This window comes from Pseudomonas sp. GOM7, assembly GCF_026723825.1.
Classification (GTDB): domain Bacteria; phylum Pseudomonadota; class Gammaproteobacteria; order Pseudomonadales; family Pseudomonadaceae; genus Aquipseudomonas.
In genome coordinates, this window is sequence record NZ_CP113519.1 from 2,254,748 (window position 1) to 2,270,935 (window position 16,188).

The window sequence follows — 16,188 nt, forward strand, 5'->3', positions numbered from 1 at the left end:
TACGGAGTGAATATGCTTGAACTGATCCTCGGCGGAGCCCGATCCGGCAAGAGCCGGCTGGCCGAGAAACTGGCCGCTGAGTCGGGGCTGGCGGTGGTCTACATCGCCACCAGCCAGCCGCTCGACGGCGAAATGAATGCTCGCGTCGCTCAACACCGGGCCCGGCGCCCGGCGCACTGGGGGCTGGTGGAAGAACCACTGGCGCTGGCTCGCGTGCTGCGCGAGCAGGCCGCGACAGGGCGTTGCCTGCTGGTGGACTGCCTGACCCTGTGGCTGACCAATCTGCTGGTGCTGGACGACGGCCAGCGCCTGGAAGCCGAACGTGAGGCGCTGCTTGCCTGTGTCAGCGAGTTGCCAGGGCGTATTCTGCTGGTCAGCAACGAGACCGGTCTGGGCGTGGTACCACTGGGTGAATTGACCCGCCGTTATGTCGATGAGGCCGGCTGGTTGCACCAGGCCCTGGCCGAGCGCAGCCAGCGCGTACTGTTCACCGTCGCCGGCCTGCCCATGCTGCTCAAGGGAGACAGCCTATGAAGTTGCAATGGTGGCAAGGGCCTTGCCAACCACTGGATCACGTCGCCCGCAACAAGGCCGAAGCGCGCCAGCGGCAATTGACCAAACCGGCGGGCTCCCTGGGCTGCCTGGAACATCTGGCCGTGCAACTGGCTGCGCTGCAGGGGCGCGAACGACCGAGCCTGGAGTCGCTGAGCATCACCGTGTTCGCCGGCGATCATGGCGTGGTGGCCGAGGGCGTTTCCGCCTATCCGCAAGCGGTGACTGGGCAGATGCTGGCCAACTTCGTCAGCGGCGGGGCGGCGATCAGCGTGCTGGCGCGTGCCCTGGATGCGCGCCTGGAGCTGATCGACCTGGGCACCGCCGAACCCTTGCCGCCGATGCCGGGGGTGCGCCACCTGCATGTCGGCGCCGGTACGCAGAACTTCCTGCATGGCCCGGCGATGACCCTGGCCCAGGTGCTGATCTGCCTGGCGGCCGGGCGCAACAGCGTGCAGCGTGCTCGTGCCGCCGAGTGCGACTTGTTCATCGGTGGCGAAATGGGGATCGGCAATACCACGGCAGCCACGGCACTGGCCTGCTGGTTGCTGGATTGCCCCGCCAACGATCTGGTGGGGCCGGGAACCGGTCTGGATGCCGCCGGTATGGCGCACAAGGCGCGCGTCATCGAGGCGGCGCTGAACCTGCATGGCGAACGCATCGACACGCCTCTGGAGGCGCTGATCCATCTGGGCGGCTTCGAGATCGCGGCGCTGACGGGCGCATACCTGGCGGCGGCTCAGGAGGGCGTGGCGATTCTGGTCGATGGCTTCATCTGCAGCGTCGCCGCCTTGCTGGCGGTACGCATGAACCCGGCCTGTCGCGACTGGTTGCTGTTCGCCCATCATGGCGCCGAGCCGGGCCATGTGCGAGTGTTGCAGGCATTGCAGGCACAACCGCTGCTGGAGCTGGGCCTGCGTCTGGGCGAGGGCAGTGGCGCAGCACTGGCCGTGCCGCTGCTGCGCATGGCCTGTCGTCTGCATGCACAGATGGCCACCTTTGCTGAAGCGGCCGTGGCGCAGAGGCCCGTCTGATGCTGCATCTGGAACTCTTGCGGCACGGCGAAACCGAGCAGGGCGGTGGCCTGCGTGGCAGCCTGGACGATGCCCTGACCGAGCAGGGCTGGGCGCAACTGCGTAGCGCCTTGCAGGGCGCCGGCCCCTGGCAGCGCCTGATCAGCTCGCCGCTGCAGCGTTGCGCGCGTTTCGCCGAGGAAGTGGCGGCGGCGCATGGCCTGCCGCTGCATTACGAGCCCGCTCTGCAGGAGCTGCATTTCGGTGACTGGGAGGGGCGTAGCGCCGCCTCGCTGATGGACACCGATGCCGAAGCCCTGGGGCGTTTCTGGGCTGACCCCTACGCCTTCACGCCGCCCAATGGCGAGCCCCTGCTGGCGTTCGAGGCGCGTGTGCTCGCCGCCGTGCAGCGTCTGCAGCAGGCCCATGACGGCGAACGCCTGCTGCTGATCACCCATGGCGGGGTGATGCGCCTGTTGTTGGCGCGTGCGCGCGGCCTGCCACGGCAGGATCTTTTGCAGGTCAACGTCGGCTATGCCCAGCGCTTTCGCCTGCAGCTCGAGGCCGATGGCCGACTGACGGAGCTGCCATGACGGCCTTGTTGATTGCCGTGCAGTTTCTTACCCGCCTACCGGTCACCCTGCCGGGCATGCCGAGCCCGGAACAGATGGGGCGCTCGTTGCTCTGGTATCCCACGGTCGGGCTGCTGCTCGGTGCGCTGCTGTGGGCGGCGCACCTGCTGCTGGGCCAGGTGCCTGAGGTGTTGCAGGCGGCGATCATTCTGACCTTGTGGGTGGGGCTCAGCGGTGGGCTGCATCTGGATGGCCTGGCCGACACGGCCGATGCCTGGGTCGGTGGTTTCGGCGATCGTGAGCGCACCCTGAGCATCATGAAGGATCCGCGCAGCGGCCCCATCGCCATCGTCGTGCTGGTGCTGCTGCTCTTGCTCAAGTTCGCTGCGCTATCGACGCTGCTGCAAGCCGGGCAGGGCCTCTACCTGCTGCTGCTGCCCTGGGTGGGGCGCAGCCTGCTGCCGTTGCTGCTGGCGAGCACGCCTTACGTGCGCGCCGGAGGCCTGGGCCAGGCGCTGGTCGAGTATCTGCCGCGCCGGCAACTGCCCTGGGTGCTGGGTGGGCATGCCTTGGCCATGCTGCTGCTGGGCTGGAGTGCGGCCATTGGCCTGGGCATGGCGCTGCTGCTGTTTCTCTGGTTGCGACGGGCCCTGTTGCAGCGTCTGGGCGGCACTACCGGCGATACCGCGGGTGCGCTGGTGGAGTTGGCCGAATCCGTGGTGTTGTTGACCTTGGCGCTCTACTGGAGCGCTTGAGAACATCTGTATCGGTGCAGTCCTCGGCAACTGTATTTGCCCTGCAAGGGGGCGCCAAGCTATATCTGCCCGTTGATTCCGGAGAACACGACAATGACCCATACCTGGCGTTCATCCACCTGGCTGCTGCTCGGCGCTTCGCTGATTCTCGCGCTGTCGCTCGGCACCCGCCATGGCTTCGGCCTGTTCCTGCCGCCGATGAGCGCCGAGTTCGGCTGGGGGCGTGAAGTGTTCGCCTTCGCCATCGCCCTGCAGAACCTCGTCTGGGGCTTGGCGCAACCTGTCACCGGGGCACTGGCCGACCGCTTCGGCGCGCGCAAGGCGATCATCGTCGGTGGCGTGCTCTATGTCCTCGGGCTGTTGTGCATGGGCATGGCCAACTCGCCGCTGTCCCTGTCGCTGAGTGCCGGCCTGCTGATCGGCATAGGCCTGTCCGGTACCTCGTTCTCGGTGATTCTCGGTGTGGTCGGCCGCGCCGTGCCGGTGGAGAAGCGCAGCATGGCCATGGGCATCGCTGCGGCGGCTGGCTCCTTCGGTCAGTTTGCCATGCTGCCGGGCTCGCTCGGGCTGATCGGCTGGCTGGGCTGGTCGTCGGCGCTGCTGGCGCTAGGGCTGCTGGTGGCGCTGATCCTGCCGTTGGCGGCGATGATCAATGAGGCGCCCGCGCCAGTCAGTAACCTGCCGCAGCAGACCTTGCTCGAAGCCCTGCGCGAGGCGGCTGGGCACTCCGGCTTCTGGCTGCTGGCGCTGGGCTTTTTCGTTTGCGGTTTCCAGGTGGTGTTCGTCGCCGTGCACCTGCCAGCCTATCTGGTCGATCATCATCTGCCGGCCATCACCGGCACCACGGTGCTGGCGCTGGTGGGGCTGTTCAATATCTTCGGCACCTACTTCGCCGGCTGGCTCGGCGGGCGCATGGCCAAACCGCGTCTGCTCAGCGCCCTGTATCTGCTGCGTGGGGTGGTGATCAGCCTGTTTCTGCTGGCGCCGCTGACGCAATGGAGCGCCTACCTGTTCGGTATCGCCATGGGCCTGCTGTGGCTGTCCACCGTGCCGCTGACCAACGGCACGGTGGCCACGCTGTTCGGCGTGCGCAACCTGTCCATGCTCGGTGGCATAGTCTTCCTGTTCCATCAGCTTGGCTCCTTCCTCGGCGGCTGGCTGGGCGGCTACCTGTATGACCACACCGGCAGCTACGACCTGGTATGGCAGATCGCCGTCGGCCTGAGCCTGATGGCCGCCGCGCTCAACTGGCCGGTGCGCGAGGTACCGGTTGCGCGTCTGCAGGGGGCGCCGGCGTGAAACGCCAGGCGTTGACCCTCGCTGCGCTGGCAACGGGTCTCGGCCTGCTGCTGGCGCTGGCCTGGTGGGGCTGGCATCAGGGTGGGCTGGCACTGCTGCAACTGGGTGTCGGTATCTGTTAGTTGCCGGGATGGTGAGCTGCGAGTAGCGTGGCGAGATGCTGCCATCGTTTGAGGTCACTGCCATGTCGTTTCGCCGTTTTGCCTGCTCCCTGTTGTTGTCTTGCCTGGCACTGCCGGCGCTGGCCAGCGAATGCCCGACCCTGCTCCAGGGGGAACTGCCCAAACTGCGCGCCAAGGGCGAGAGCATCGAACTCTGCCAATTCGCCGGCAAGCCGCTGGTGGTGGTCAACACGGCCAGCTTCTGCGGATTCACGCCGCAGTTCAAAGGGCTCGAGGCGCTGTACCAGCGTTACAAGGATCAGGGGTTGGAGGTGCTTGGAGTGCCCTCCGACGATTTCCGCCAGGAGTCGGCTGACAGCAAGGAGACGGCCACCGTCTGCTACGTCAATTACGGCGTGACCTTCGCCATGACCGAGCCGCAGCCTGTTTCGGGCGACGATGCCATTCCCCTGTTCAAGGGCCTGGCCGAGCAGAGCCGCGTGCCGCGCTGGAACTTCTTCAAGTACGTGGTCGACCGCCAGGGCAAGGTGGTGGCGAGCTTCTCCAGCCTGACCAAGCCGGATGATCCGGACTTGATCAAGGCGGTGGAGCAGGCGATTGCCAGCCGGCCTTGAGTTTGTTTTAGGCGGTTGGAGTGAGCTTGATACTGGGCTGGCAGGTTTGTGTTGGCTCGTGTTGGTTCGTTGGGTGTTTTGGACGCCGCTTCGGTGTTTGCTGGGACTTCTTGTTTCGCCCCCTCGGGCGACTCACTTTTCTTTGAACTGCGCAAAGAAAAGTAAGCAAAAGAAACGCACCCCCGCCATCCGGCCCCGGCTGCGCCGGGGTTCGTTCGCTCCATCGCTGCTCCGAGGGTCGGCTTACAAGGGCCATCCCTGGCCCTTTAAGCCTCTCGCGGCATCCATGCCGCTCGCCCCTCTACGCAACGATTCCACTCACCCTCCTGAAGGGGGCAATTCGCGCGCCTGAACGTACAGGCATGCCATGTCGGCGTGTTCTAGTGGCTGTGAAATCGCCACTGAGTCGTCGAGTTAAACCAAAACTTTCATTCGCGTAGTTTCAGTTTGCCGGCTTGCGGCCGGCATCCCGGTCAGCCCTAAGGCTGACCTCATGTTCAAGCACTCCGCACTACTTCTGGGTTACCTCGCGTTCAGGCGCGTGCAGAGCCCGCCCAGGAGGGCGAACGCAATCGTCGTGGAAGAGGTCGAGCGACATGGATGTCGCGAGAGCCGCGATGGGCCAGGGATGGCCCACCGTGGCGGGCCTCTGGAACGGCGATGGAGTGAGCGAACCCTGGCGAAGCCAGGGCCGGATGACCGGGCGGAGGGTTTTGGTTACTTTTGCCCGTCAAAAGTGACTCGCCCGGGAGGGCGAAACCAAAAACATCAACAAAAACGCGGCAATCCGGAACAAGCACCCGAACAAGCAACAAGCACTTACACAAACTTGCAGTCCGGTATCAAACCCGGCCGCACCCGAAAAAACAAAAAGAAGGCCCGCATTGCACGGGCCTTCGCGTTCGAGCGGCTATCAGAACCTGTAGGTCAACGACGCCCCCAGGCCATGAGCGCTGTTCTTGTAGCTGGCGTTGTAGCTGCCACGGCTGGCGCTGCTGCGGTTGACGTCCACCGGCTCTTCCTTCAGGTAGGAATAGGCCACATCGATGGTCATGTCCGCGTTCGGGCTCCAGCCGGCGCCCAGGCTGAAGATGCGCCGGTCACCGGAGGGTACGCGCGGCGAGCGGTCGGTGTTGTTGATTGGAGATTGATCCACGGCGATACCGGTACGCAGCGTCCACTGCGGGTTGACCTTGTAGGCCAGGCCGATGGCGTGTGCCCAGGTATCGTGCCAGTTCTGTTCCTCGACTATGGTGTTGAGGTTGGCCGGCAGGGTGCTGGCTTCGTTGCGCACGCGGATTTCCTTGAAGCGGCTCCAGCGTGTCCAGGTGCTGCCGGCGTAGAGCGTCCAGGCGTCGTCGAGCTGGTGGGTGATGGACATGTCCACCGACTCGGGGGTGGTGAGGTCGAGGTTGGCGTCGTACTTGCCGGCGATGCCGAGCAGGGCGGGCGCTTCCACCTTGGTGTCACCCTCGAGCTCGTACTTGACCCGCGAACGGTAAGTCACGCCGACCCGTGTGCGTGGGCTGAATTCGTAGAGCACACCGGCGTTGAAGCCGACGGCGGTGTCGTCGCCCTTGACCTTGACCTTGCCATCGCCCAGCGGGGTGAACAGCGACGAAGTCAGTTCACCCTCGATATGGTTGAAGGTGGGACCGAAGCCGACCGATAGCTGATCGTTGAAACGATAGCTGAGGGTGGGCTGCACGGTGATCACTCGCACATAGCTCTTGTCCGACTGGTAACGGCCCTGAAAGCCGCTCTCGTAATCGGTCATCAGGCCGAAAGGCGCGTAGACGCCCAGGCCGAAGGCGACCTTGTCGTCCAGCGGCTTGACGTAGTAGCCCATGGGCACACCGGTGTTCGGCACCATGTCACCATCGTTGCTGCCATTGATGGCCCCGCCCAGGGGATTTCTACCGCTGGCATCGCTGATATCGCTCTTGGCGTGGATAACGGCGGCACCGAAGTTGATCTCGTCGCGTTTGATGCGGGCCATGCCGGCCGGGTTGCCGAAGACCGTGCTGGCATCGCCGGCTGCCGATGAGCGGCCGGCGAAGGCGGTACCCATGGAGCTGATGCTCTGTTCGTTGAGCGCGAAGCCAGAGGCGAAGCTCTGGCCGGAGATGGCTGCCAGGGCAAGGGTCAGGCTGGTCTTGAGCAGGTGCTTGTTCATTGTCGATTCCTGTGCGAGAGGATAAGGCAGACGTAGGGTCTGATCCCGTTTCGTCGCGAGCCGCGTTGTCGTGCCAAGGGGCGCCATAGCTGGGCGGCGCTCCGTAAGGCACGGCAAGAACGAAATGGGAACGAACCCCAACCTTCGGCTGACTGTCGACGGACAGGAGAAGTTCCCCCAATAGAGCGCTTGCCGCCCTGACCGGAGCCCCGTCGCGAGGGGTGTATCAGGGCAGAAAGGGCGAGATGGGCTGATTCGCAGCCAGAACCGAAGACGTCAGTCGCCGGTGGCCACGGGGCGTTGCGGGTCGGTGATCCATTCGCTCCAGGAGCCGGCATAGAGTGGCGCCAGGGGATAGCCAGCCAGGCTCATGGCGAACAGGTTGTGACAGGCCGTGACCCCGGAGCCACAGTAGGCCACCAGCCTCTCGAGCGGGCGCTCGCCGCGCAGGGCGTCGAAACGCGCGCGCAACTGTTCGCGGGGCAGGAAGCGGCCATCGCTGCCGAGGTTATCGGTGAAAGCCGCGCATTGCGCACCGGGAATATGCCCGGCCACTGGGTCGAGTGGCTCGACCTCGCCACGAAAGCGTGGCAAGGCGCGGGCATCGAGCAGGGTGAGGTCGGCGTCGTGCAGGCGCCGCGCCAGTTGCTCGGCGCTCAGCAGCAGGCTGGGGTCAGGCTGCGCGGCGAAATCGCCGGGCGCGTTCTCCGCACGTTCCGTGGTCAGGGCCTGGCCGGCTTCGCGCCAGGCCTTGAGGCCTCCATCGAGCAGGTAAATGCCGTCACGTTTGCCCAGCCACAGCAGCAGCCACCAGGCGCGGGCAGCGAAGGCGCCGGCGCCGTCGTCGTAGAGCACCACCTGGCTATCGGCGCGCAGGCCGCAGAGGCGCAGGCGTTCTACCAGAGTGCTGGGATCGGGCAGGGGATGGCGGCCAGTGACGCCTTTGATCACCGGGGCGGAAAGATCCTGCTCCAGGTCGAGGAAATGGGCGCCGGGAATGTGCCCGTCCAGGTAACTGCGGCGGCCATAGGTGGGGTCTTCGAGGGCGAAGCGGCAGTCCAGCAGTACCAGGTCGGGGGCGTGCAGGCGCGAGGCCAGCGCTTGTGGTTCGATCAATTGAGCGAGGGACATGAGCGAGTCCTCTGGTCGATGTCTGTTCTGGGCATCATACCGTCAAGTCGAAGTCGAGTACCTTCTTGGTCGGTTTCGCAATGCCCGCAAAAGATGGTCAGGTGTGCCCTTTTTTGGATCTTTGTAGTGTTTATATGGTGCGAGAGAATTCTTTTAATCCATTGTTTTTAGAACATTAGCGACGCCTTTTTAGCTGAATGCACCAAAAAGATTCATCAAAGCGACATTTTGGTCTGTTTTGGTGCCTTGCTGCCTGCTAGAGTGCCGGCACTTTTTCCGCGTGGCGTCGAGGTGCCGCATGTCGTTGTCCGTCGATTCTTTCCTGTCGCGCCTCAAGCAGCGCGACCCCGATCAGCCCGAGTTCCATCAGGCCGTGGAAGAGGTGGTGCGCAGCCTGTGGCCCTTCCTCGACGCCAATCCGCGTTACCGCGAAGCCGGCATCCTCGAACGCATGGTCGAGCCCGAGCGCGCCATTCTGTTCCGCGTGCCCTGGGTCGACGACCGTGGCCAGGTACAGGTCAATCGCGGCTATCGAATTCAGATGAGCAGCGCCATCGGCCCGTACAAGGGCGGTCTGCGTTTCCACCCCTCGGTGAACCTCGGGGTGCTCAAATTCCTCGCCTTCGAGCAGGTGTTCAAGAATTCCCTGACCTCGTTGCCCATGGGTGGCGGCAAAGGCGGTGCGGACTTCGATCCCAAGGGCAGGAGCGAAGGCGAGGTGATGCGCTTCTGCCAATCGTTCATGACCGAACTGTATCGCCATATCGGTGCCGATCTGGACGTGCCGGCCGGTGACATCGGTGTCGGTGGCCGCGAGATTGGCTACCTGTTCGGCCAGTACAAGCGCCTGTCCAATCAGTTCACCTCGGTGCTGACCGGCAAGGGGCTGAGCTATGGCGGTAGCCTGATCCGCCCGGAAGCCACCGGTTATGGCTGCGTGTACTTCGCCCAGGAAATGCTCAAGCGCATCGCTCAGGACTTCGAGGGCAAGCGTGTAGCCATTTCCGGTTCCGGCAACGTCGCCCAGTACGCGGCGCAGAAGGTCATGGAGCTGGGCGGGCGGGTGATCTCGCTGTCTGACTCCGAGGGCACCTTGTATGCCGAGGGCGGCCTCAGCGACGAGCAGTGGCAGTACCTGATGGAGTTGAAGAACGTGCGTCGCGGCCGCCTGCGCGAGATGGCCGAGCACTTCGGCCTGCAGTTCCTCGCCGGGCAGCGCCCCTGGGGCTTGGCCTGCGATATCGCCTTGCCCTGTGCGACGCAGAACGAACTGGATGGCGATGACGCTCGCGCATTGCTGAAGAACGGCTGCATCTGCGTGGCCGAGGGCGCCAACATGCCCTCGACCCTGGAAGCGGTGGATCTGTTCGTCGAGGCCGGCATCTGCTACGCGCCGGGCAAGGCGTCCAACGCCGGAGGCGTGGCCACCAGCGGCCTGGAAATGAGCCAGAACGCCATGCGCCTGCACTGGAGCGCCGGAGAGGTGGACGAACGCCTGCATGGCATCATGCAGAACATCCATCATGCCTGCGTGCACCATGGCGAGGAGAATGGCCGCATCAACTACGTCAAGGGTGCCAACATCGCCGGCTTCGTCAAGGTCGCTGATGCCATGCTGGCGCAGGGCGTGGTCTGAGGCGCGAGCTGGCGATAAAGGAAAGCCCCGGTTTTCACACGGTCTGTTTTCCGGGGCTTTTCGTCAGTGCAGTTCGAGCCGGCCGATGCGGTCGTTGTCCAGACTGCCGAAGTACAGATAATCCCCGACCGGTTTGACCGAGGTGATCAGGCGCAGGTGGCTGCCGCTGGTGTCGTGCAGGCTGCGCAGGATCTCGCCCTGTTCGTTGAGCGCGATGACCAGGCCATAGTCGAGCGGCTTGGGCCACAGGAAGCGCGGCAGCTTGGCGATCTGCGCCTTGAGCCAGGGGTGGCGATGCAGGAAGTCGGCATCGGCCTTGCGCGGCGAGGGCAGGGCGACCCAGAAGGTGCCCTTGCGATCACCCTGCAGGTTGTCCGGCAGGCCCGGCAGGTTGTCGATGAAGATGTCGTGCTGGCCGGCCTTGTCGCCCTTGAGCCAGTAACGGGTGATGCGGTAGCGGTAGGTCTCGTTGACCAGCACGAAGTCTTCGGCTGCCGACAGCGCCACGCCGTTGGCGAAGTACAGATCCTTGAGCAGCACGCGGGTCTGTCCCGTGGCCGGATCGTAGGCCAGCAGGCGGCCATGGGGGCGGGCTTCGAGCAGATCGAGCAGGTAGTCGGGCTGCTGGAAGCGTGAGGAGGCATCGCTGAAGTAGATGGTGCCGTCGCTGGCGATGTCCAGATCATCGGTGAAGGCGAAAGGCAGGCCGTCGGCCTCGGTGCTGAGCACCTTGATCTTGCCAGCCTTGTCCACGCTCAGCAGGCCCTTGTAGGCGTCGGCGACGATCAGCTTGCCGTCTGCATCGAAGTCCATGCCCAGGGGGCGGCCGCCAGTGTCGGCGAAGGTTTCCACACTGTCGTCCGCCAGCACCCGGACGATGCGCCCGTCCTGCAGGCCGGCATAGACGCGCCCTTCGGCGTCGACGGCGGTGTCTTCCGGGCCGTGGATCTTGCCGCGGGCCAGCAGTTCGGCCTTCATCAGGGTGTCGTTGGGTTCCAGTAGGCCGGTCATGGCCGGCGCGGGCGCGGCGTCCCAAGGCAGCGGGTCGATCGGGCTGGGGGTAATGGCCAGGTAACCGGCGGCAGCGGCCAGTAGTACGACCACCAGGGCAAGCAGTTTCTTCAGCATCGTCGTTCTTCCATGTCAGGAGGCGTTGCGCGGCACAGATTACACAGTTCGCGGGCGCGGCGGCAGCTCGCTGCCCGTCGACGCGCGCAGGCTATATACTGCGCGCCACTGTTCATGGGAGCGCCGCGTGGCTAACGATATTCACTGGATCCGCGACAACGCCAGCCTGGCCAAGCTCTGCGCCGCCTGGCAGACCTTGCCCTTCATCGCGCTGGACACCGAGTTCATGCGCGTCGACACCTTCTACCCCCTCGCCGGCCTGGTGCAGGTCAGTGGCGGCGATGGTGCCTGGCTGATCGATCCGCTGTGCATCGAAGATTGGAGCCCCTTCGCTGCTCTGTTGCGCGCGCCGAATGTGGTCAAGGTGCTGCATTCCTGCAGCGAGGATCTGGAGGTCTTCCTGCGCCTGACCGGTAGCCTGCCGGCACCGCTGTTCGACACACAGGTCGCGGCCGGTTATCTCAATCTGGGTTTTTCCATGGGCTATTCGCGCCTGGTGCTGCGCTTGCTCGACATCGAGCTGCCCAAGGGCGAGACTCGTTCCGACTGGCTGCAGCGCCCGTTGTCCGAGCTGCAGGTGCGCTACGCCGCCGAAGACGTGTCGCATCTGGTGGAGGTGTATCGCGAGTTGATGGCCCGCCTGGCGCCGCAGAAGGTGGAATGGATTCTCGAAGACGGCGCTGAACTGGTGGCCAACCTGGGCCGCGAGATCGACCCCGACGAGGCCTGGCGCGAGGCCAAGCTGGCCTGGAAACTGTCGCGTCAGCAGCAGGCCGTGCTGCGTGCCCTATGTGCCTGGCGCGAGCGCCAGGCACGAGCGCGCAACCAGCCGCGCAACCGTGTGCTGCGCGAGCATTCGCTGTGGCCGCTGGCACGCACTCAGCCGGACAACCTGGTGGCGCTGGCACGCATCGAGGACATGCATCCGAAAACCGTGCGCCAGGATGGCGAAACCCTGTTGGCGCTGATCCGCGAGGCGGCCGCGCTGCCCCCCGAGCAATGGCCCGAGGCGCTGCCCGAGCCACTGCCGGTGGAGGCCTCTGCCCTGTTGAAGAAACTGCGCGCCGTCGGCCAGCGTGAGGGCGAACGCCTGGACATCGCCCCCGAGCTGATGCTGCGCAAGAAAAGCCTGGAGGCGCTGCTGAAAAGTGGCTATCCCAATGGCCCGTACCAATTGCCCGATTCCCTGCGCGGCTGGCGCCGGGAGTTGATGGGGCAGGCACTCCTGGAGTGTCTGGCCGACGAAGGAGAATCCGCGTGAAACGCATCTGTTCCATCTACAAGAGCCCGCGCAAGAACGAGATGTACCTCTACGTGCTCAAGGCCGAGGCTCTGACCCGCGTGCCCGAAGGTCTGCTGGCGGTATTCGGCCCACCTGCGCACGCCTTCGACCTGGTGCTCAGCCCGGAGCGCCAATTGGCCCGCGAGGACATCGCCCAGGTGCTGGAGAATCTCGACAAGCAGGGGTACCACCTGCAGATGCCACCGCCCGAGGAGGAATACATTCAGCACCTGCCGGACGAACTGCTGCGCCGCAATGACCCGGTCTGAACCATGCGTCTATTGATCGCCGAAGCGAAGCACGCCCGTTATGCCGAGTGCATTCGTGCGGCACAGCCAACGCTAGAATTGTTCGCCAGTGATGAGCCCGAGGCGTTGGCCGCCGCTGCGGGGGATTGCCCGCTGTGGCTGGGCGAGCCTTCGCTGCTGGCACCGCTGTTGCGCCAGGGCCTGCGCCCGCGCTGGCTGCAGTCGACCTGGGCCGGCATCACGCCGCTGTTGGCCAGTGACTTGCCGCGCGATTATCGCTTGAGCCGGGCGGTGGGCATCTTTGGCCAGGTCATGGCCGAGTACGTCCTTGGCCACCTTTTGGCTCACGAGCGACGCCTGTTCGAGCGCCAGCAGGCACAACGCGAGCAGCGCTGGGCGCCGATGCTGCCGCGCAGCCTGGCGGGGCGGCGGGTGCTGATCGTCGGGTGCGGCGACATTGGCCAGGCCGTCGCGGGCTTTCTCGCGCCTTTCGGCGTGGAGTTGCGTGGCGTCGCCAGTGCGGCGCGCGAGCAGGTGCCCTTCGCCGAGGTCGCGGCCCTGTCCGAGCTGCCACGCCTGGTGGGCTGGGCCGATTACCTGGTCAACCTGCTGCCGGATACTCCGGCCACGCACGACCTCTACGATGCCGAGTTGTTGGCAGGCGTTCGCCCCGGGGCAGTGCTGATCAACGCTGGCCGGGGCAGCGCGGTGGTGGAGGCCGATCTGCTGGCAGTCTTGCAGCAAGAGCGTCTGGCCGCTGCGGTGATCGATGTCTGCCGTGAGGAGCCGCTGCCGCCTGGGCATCCGTTCTGGACTGCGCCGAACCTGCTGCTGACCGGGCACAGCGCCGCGCCCACCGACCCGCTGCTGATGAGCAGGCTGTTTCTCGACAACCTGGCGCTTTGGCAGGCCGGTGAGCCGTTGCGCGGCGAGGTGGATTTCGCGCGCGGTTACTGATCTGGCGGCCCTTGGCCTGTGACGGGGCAGGGGCTAGACTGCCGCGTTTTTAGCGCTCGAATTCCTACGCTCGCCATGGCCACAACCACCGTACCTTTCTGGAAACGCAAGACCCTCGCTCAGCTCGACACAGGCGAGTGGGAGTCGCTGTGCGACGGCTGTGGCCTGTGCTGCCTGCAGAAGCTCGAGGATGAGGACGACGGCGCCGTCTACTACACGCGTATCGCCTGCAAGCTGCTGGATCTGCAGAGCTGCCGTTGCTGCGACTATCCCAACCGTTTCAAGCATGTGCCGGACTGCATCCAGCTCACGCCGGCGCAGGCCGACCAGTTCAAGTGGCTGCCGCCCACCTGTGCCTATCGCCTGGTCAGCGAGGGCAAGGATCTGCCACGCTGGCATCACCTGGTCTGTGGCGATCCCGAGGCGGTGCATGCCGAGCGCATTTCCCAGGCCGGGCGCATGCTTGGCGAGCATGAGGTGGCCGAGGAGGATTGGGAAGAACATCTGATTTTTCGCGCTGGTTGATTAATCCCAGACCTCATGGCAACTCTGTCCGCCGCCCCACGGAATTGGCGCGTGGCGCGGCTGTCTCAAGACCAACTGCCCCTTCGTGCATCAGGAGTCCTGCATGCTGTCTTCGTCTCGTTTGCCGCTGTATTCGTCCCTGTTGTTGAGCCTCAGCCTGCCCACCTGGGCGGCGACGCAGAAAGTCGACCTGGATTATCGAGTGCGTTTCCTGCCGGATAGCGATCAGGCCGAGGTCAGTATCACGGTGGAGAAGGGCGAGCGCATTCGCAGTCTGGATTTCAACCTGGGCAAACAGGGGCGTTACAGCGATTTCAAGGCCGATGGTCAGTGGGCGCAAGAGGCCGGGCGGGGCAAATGGCAGCCGGCCAAGGGCAAGAGCACCCTGAGCTATCGTGTGCTGGTCGACCACCAGCGCAAGCCAGGGCGTTATGACGCACGCATGACCAAGGACTGGGCCCTGCTGCGCGGTGACGATCTGGTGCCGCCGGCGGCGCTCGATCAGGTGGACAAGACCGAGCTGGTGGCGCGTCTGCAGTTCGAGTTGCCCAAGGGCTGGACGAGCGTCGAGACCGGCTGGTCGCGCATCGGCAAGAACCGCTTCCGCATCGATAACCCGCAGCGCAAGTTCGACCGCCCTACCGGCTGGATGCTCGCTGGCAAGCTGGGCACGCGGCGTACCCGTCTGGGCGATACCGAGGTGGCGATCTCCGCGCCGGTGGGCGAGGGCATGCACCGGATGGACATCATGACCTTCCTCACCTTCGTTTGGCCGCAGATACAGCAGGTGTTCCCGCGCGACCCCGACAAGCTGCTGATCGTCGGCGCTGGCGAGCCGATGTGGCGCGGCGGCCTGTCTGCCTCCAACTCTTACTACATGCATGCTGATCGTCCACTGGTCAGCGAGAACGGCACCAGCTCCCTGGTACATGAGCTGGTGCACGTGTTCGGGCGTATCTACGGCCGTGATCGCAGCGACTGGATCGCCGAGGGCCTGGCCGAGTACTACTCCATCGAGCTGGTGCGTCGCGCTGGGGGTATCAGTGAGGAGCGCTACCAGAAGATCCGCGAGCAACTGATCCGCTGGAGCAAGCCGGTCACCAGTTTGCGCACCGACAATGCCAGCGGGCCAGTGACGGCGCGTGCCGTGCTGCTGTTGCAGGAGCTGGATCGTGAGATTCGCCAGAAGACCAAGGACAAGGGCAATCTCTCCCTGGATGACGTCACCCGTGGCCTGATGCGCCTGGACAAGGTCAGCACCAAGGACTTCGTCGAAATCACCGAGAACGTCATCGGTGGCCCGTCGAAGACCCTGGATACGCGGCTGCTGAAGTAAGGGGGCCTTACGGCCGCTGCGGGGGCATTCTGTGCAGCTCAGCTATTTGAGGGCTCGGTCGGTAGGAGCGGATTTATCCGCGAAATGGGCTTGCAACGCGCCGGCAAGCATCGCGAATGAATTCGCTGCTACGGGATGATGCTCTCAGCCTTGCTCGTTCTCCGACTTGCCCAGCAGCGCCGCCAGGCCCGCCAACCCCTTGTGCGTGACCTTGCTGCCGGAGCCGGCGCTGGCAGTTTCTTCCTTCTGGTAATGCAGATCGACCTGGCGCTGGTGCTCGTTGTCGTGGCAGTACAGACACAGCAGCTCCCAGTTGGAGCCGTCTTCCGGGTTGTTGTCGTGATTGTGGTCACGGTGGTGCACGGTCAGCTCGCTCAGGCGCTTGCCGCTGAATTCACGGCCACAGCGGCCACAGATGTGCGGGTACATGCGCAGGGCCTTCTCGCGGTAGCTGGTTTCGCGGCGCTGCTGGGCTTCGGCGAGGATCTTGTCGAGCTTGCTGGTGGTCATGGGATGGTCTGCTTGAACGTTCGGGAGCTTAGATTGCCAGAATAGAACGAAAGCCCTTCCTGAAGGAGGCCCGCCGTGATCTTTCGTGTGCTCGTGATCGGTATGCTGCTCGGCACTGCTGTGGCCCAGGCCCAGGAGCCCATACGCATTCCCCCTGCCACACCGGCCCCTGGCTCACCTGGCACTGCCACGCCGCAACCATACGGCCAGCCCGGCGTCCCAATGCCGAACCGTCGCCATGATACGGCGCCATTGCTGCCACCCCCTGTTGGCCAGCCCTTGCCAGGTGGCATGCCCCAACGCGAAGCGGATAAGCCCATCCCGCAGCTTGA

General features: G+C 64.8%; 17 protein-coding genes. 13 read left to right on the forward strand and 4 right to left on the reverse strand.

The window, feature by feature from the left end; translation table 11 throughout:
* Window positions 1-12 precede the first annotated feature (12 nt).
* From cobU to OU800_RS10325, 7 genes are all read left to right on the forward strand, one after another.
* Window positions 13-534, forward strand: a complete 522-nt coding sequence (gene cobU, locus OU800_RS10295; protein WP_268183489.1) for a bifunctional adenosylcobinamide kinase/adenosylcobinamide-phosphate guanylyltransferase — start codon at window positions 13-15, stop codon at window positions 532-534.
* On the forward strand, window positions 531-1,586 hold the full coding sequence (cobT, locus tag OU800_RS10300) for a nicotinate-nucleotide--dimethylbenzimidazole phosphoribosyltransferase (protein WP_268183490.1): 1,056 nt from the start codon (window positions 531-533) through the stop codon (window positions 1,584-1,586). Before cobU ends, cobT begins: the two co-directional genes overlap by 4 nt.
* A complete protein-coding gene (gene cobC / locus OU800_RS10305) occupies window positions 1,583-2,158 on the forward strand; it encodes an alpha-ribazole phosphatase family protein (protein WP_268184269.1) in 576 nt (191 codons plus the stop codon). The genes cobT and cobC overlap by 4 nt, the downstream gene beginning before the upstream one ends.
* Window positions 2,155-2,892, forward strand: coding sequence for an adenosylcobinamide-GDP ribazoletransferase (locus OU800_RS10310; protein WP_268183492.1), 738 nt, complete (start codon window positions 2,155-2,157; stop codon window positions 2,890-2,892). Before cobC ends, OU800_RS10310 begins: the two co-directional genes overlap by 4 nt.
* 93 nt (window positions 2,893-2,985) lie before the next feature.
* Entirely contained in the window at window positions 2,986-4,191 is a 1,206-nt protein-coding gene (locus tag OU800_RS10315; protein WP_268183493.1) for an MFS transporter, read from the forward strand.
* On the forward strand, window positions 4,188-4,313 hold the full coding sequence (locus tag OU800_RS10320) for a hypothetical protein (RefSeq protein WP_268183495.1): 126 nt from the start codon (window positions 4,188-4,190) through the stop codon (window positions 4,311-4,313). Before OU800_RS10315 ends, OU800_RS10320 begins: the two co-directional genes overlap by 4 nt.
* Before the next feature lie 62 nt (window positions 4,314-4,375).
* Window positions 4,376-4,927, forward strand: a complete 552-nt coding sequence (locus OU800_RS10325; protein ID WP_268183497.1) for a glutathione peroxidase — start codon at window positions 4,376-4,378, stop codon at window positions 4,925-4,927.
* Between the two features lie 913 nt (window positions 4,928-5,840).
* Here the strand turns inward: OU800_RS10325 and OU800_RS10330 are convergent.
* Window positions 5,841-7,103, reverse strand: a complete 1,263-nt coding sequence (locus OU800_RS10330; protein ID WP_268183499.1) for an OmpP1/FadL family transporter — start codon at window positions 7,101-7,103, stop codon at window positions 5,841-5,843.
* A 276-nt stretch (window positions 7,104-7,379) separates the two neighbouring features.
* A complete protein-coding gene (locus OU800_RS10335) occupies window positions 7,380-8,234 on the reverse strand; it encodes a sulfurtransferase (protein ID WP_268183501.1) in 855 nt (284 codons plus the stop codon).
* Between the two features lie 298 nt (window positions 8,235-8,532).
* Between OU800_RS10335 and gdhA the strand changes: the two genes are divergently transcribed.
* A complete protein-coding gene (gdhA, locus tag OU800_RS10340; protein WP_268183502.1) occupies window positions 8,533-9,870 on the forward strand; it encodes an NADP-specific glutamate dehydrogenase in 1,338 nt (445 codons plus the stop codon).
* Between the two features lie 63 nt (window positions 9,871-9,933).
* Here gdhA and OU800_RS10345 read toward each other — a convergent pair whose 3' ends face one another.
* On the reverse strand, window positions 9,934-10,998 hold the full coding sequence (locus OU800_RS10345) for an SMP-30/gluconolactonase/LRE family protein (protein ID WP_442964748.1): 1,065 nt from the start codon (window positions 10,996-10,998) through the stop codon (window positions 9,934-9,936).
* Between the two features lie 127 nt (window positions 10,999-11,125).
* Here OU800_RS10345 and rnd point away from each other — a divergent pair, with 127 nt between their 5' ends.
* From rnd to OU800_RS10370, 5 genes are all read left to right on the forward strand, one after another.
* Window positions 11,126-12,259: a ribonuclease D gene (rnd, locus tag OU800_RS10350; protein WP_268183504.1), complete on the forward strand. Its 1,134-nt coding sequence runs from the start codon at window positions 11,126-11,128 to the stop codon at window positions 12,257-12,259.
* Window positions 12,256-12,549 (forward strand): YcgL domain-containing protein, encoded by a 294-nt coding sequence (locus OU800_RS10355; RefSeq protein ID WP_072424636.1) that lies wholly within the window; start codon window positions 12,256-12,258, stop codon window positions 12,547-12,549. The genes rnd and OU800_RS10355 overlap by 4 nt, the downstream gene beginning before the upstream one ends.
* Window positions 12,550-12,552: 3 nt before the next feature.
* The gene (locus tag OU800_RS10360; protein WP_268183506.1) at window positions 12,553-13,485 is read left to right on the forward strand and encodes a D-2-hydroxyacid dehydrogenase; all 933 of its coding nucleotides are present in this window, start codon (window positions 12,553-12,555) and stop codon (window positions 13,483-13,485) included.
* A 75-nt stretch (window positions 13,486-13,560) separates the two neighbouring features.
* A complete protein-coding gene (locus tag OU800_RS10365) occupies window positions 13,561-14,010 on the forward strand; it encodes a YcgN family cysteine cluster protein (protein WP_268183507.1) in 450 nt (149 codons plus the stop codon).
* Between the two features lie 103 nt (window positions 14,011-14,113).
* The gene (locus tag OU800_RS10370) at window positions 14,114-15,346 is read left to right on the forward strand and encodes a hypothetical protein (RefSeq protein ID WP_268183509.1); all 1,233 of its coding nucleotides are present in this window, start codon (window positions 14,114-14,116) and stop codon (window positions 15,344-15,346) included.
* Window positions 15,347-15,490: 144 nt separating this feature from the next.
* Here OU800_RS10370 and OU800_RS10375 read toward each other — a convergent pair whose 3' ends face one another.
* The gene (locus tag OU800_RS10375; protein WP_268183510.1) at window positions 15,491-15,856 is read right to left on the reverse strand and encodes a YajD family HNH nuclease; all 366 of its coding nucleotides are present in this window, start codon (window positions 15,854-15,856) and stop codon (window positions 15,491-15,493) included.
* Window positions 15,857-16,188 lie beyond the last annotated feature (332 nt).

Excerpts from the sequence above, each read along its gene's own strand:
- cobU (WP_268183489.1), top strand. The coding sequence starts at position 13 with ATGCTTGAACTGATCCTCGGCGGAGCCCGATCCGGCAAGAGCCGGCTG.
- cobT (WP_268183490.1), top strand. The coding sequence starts at position 531 with ATGAAGTTGCAATGGTGGCAAGGGCCTTGCCAACCACTGGATCACGTC.
- OU800_RS10310 (WP_268183492.1), top strand. The coding sequence starts at position 2,155 with ATGACGGCCTTGTTGATTGCCGTGCAGTTTCTTACCCGCCTACCGGTC.
- OU800_RS10315 (WP_268183493.1), top strand. The coding sequence starts at position 2,986 with ATGACCCATACCTGGCGTTCATCCACCTGGCTGCTGCTCGGCGCTTCG.
- OU800_RS10325 (WP_268183497.1), top strand. The coding sequence starts at position 4,376 with ATGTCGTTTCGCCGTTTTGCCTGCTCCCTGTTGTTGTCTTGCCTGGCA.
- OU800_RS10330 (WP_268183499.1), bottom strand. The coding sequence starts at position 7,103 with ATGAACAAGCACCTGCTCAAGACCAGCCTGACCCTTGCCCTGGCAGCC.
- OU800_RS10335 (WP_268183501.1), bottom strand. The coding sequence starts at position 8,234 with ATGTCCCTCGCTCAATTGATCGAACCACAAGCGCTGGCCTCGCGCCTG.
- gdhA (WP_268183502.1), top strand. The coding sequence starts at position 8,533 with ATGTCGTTGTCCGTCGATTCTTTCCTGTCGCGCCTCAAGCAGCGCGAC.
- OU800_RS10345 (WP_442964748.1), bottom strand. The coding sequence starts at position 10,998 with ATGCTGAAGAAACTGCTTGCCCTGGTGGTCGTACTACTGGCCGCTGCC.
- OU800_RS10360 (WP_268183506.1), top strand. The coding sequence starts at position 12,553 with ATGCGTCTATTGATCGCCGAAGCGAAGCACGCCCGTTATGCCGAGTGC.
- OU800_RS10365 (WP_268183507.1), top strand. The coding sequence starts at position 13,561 with ATGGCCACAACCACCGTACCTTTCTGGAAACGCAAGACCCTCGCTCAG.
- OU800_RS10370 (WP_268183509.1), top strand. The coding sequence starts at position 14,114 with ATGCTGTCTTCGTCTCGTTTGCCGCTGTATTCGTCCCTGTTGTTGAGC.
- OU800_RS10375 (WP_268183510.1), bottom strand. The coding sequence starts at position 15,856 with ATGACCACCAGCAAGCTCGACAAGATCCTCGCCGAAGCCCAGCAGCGC.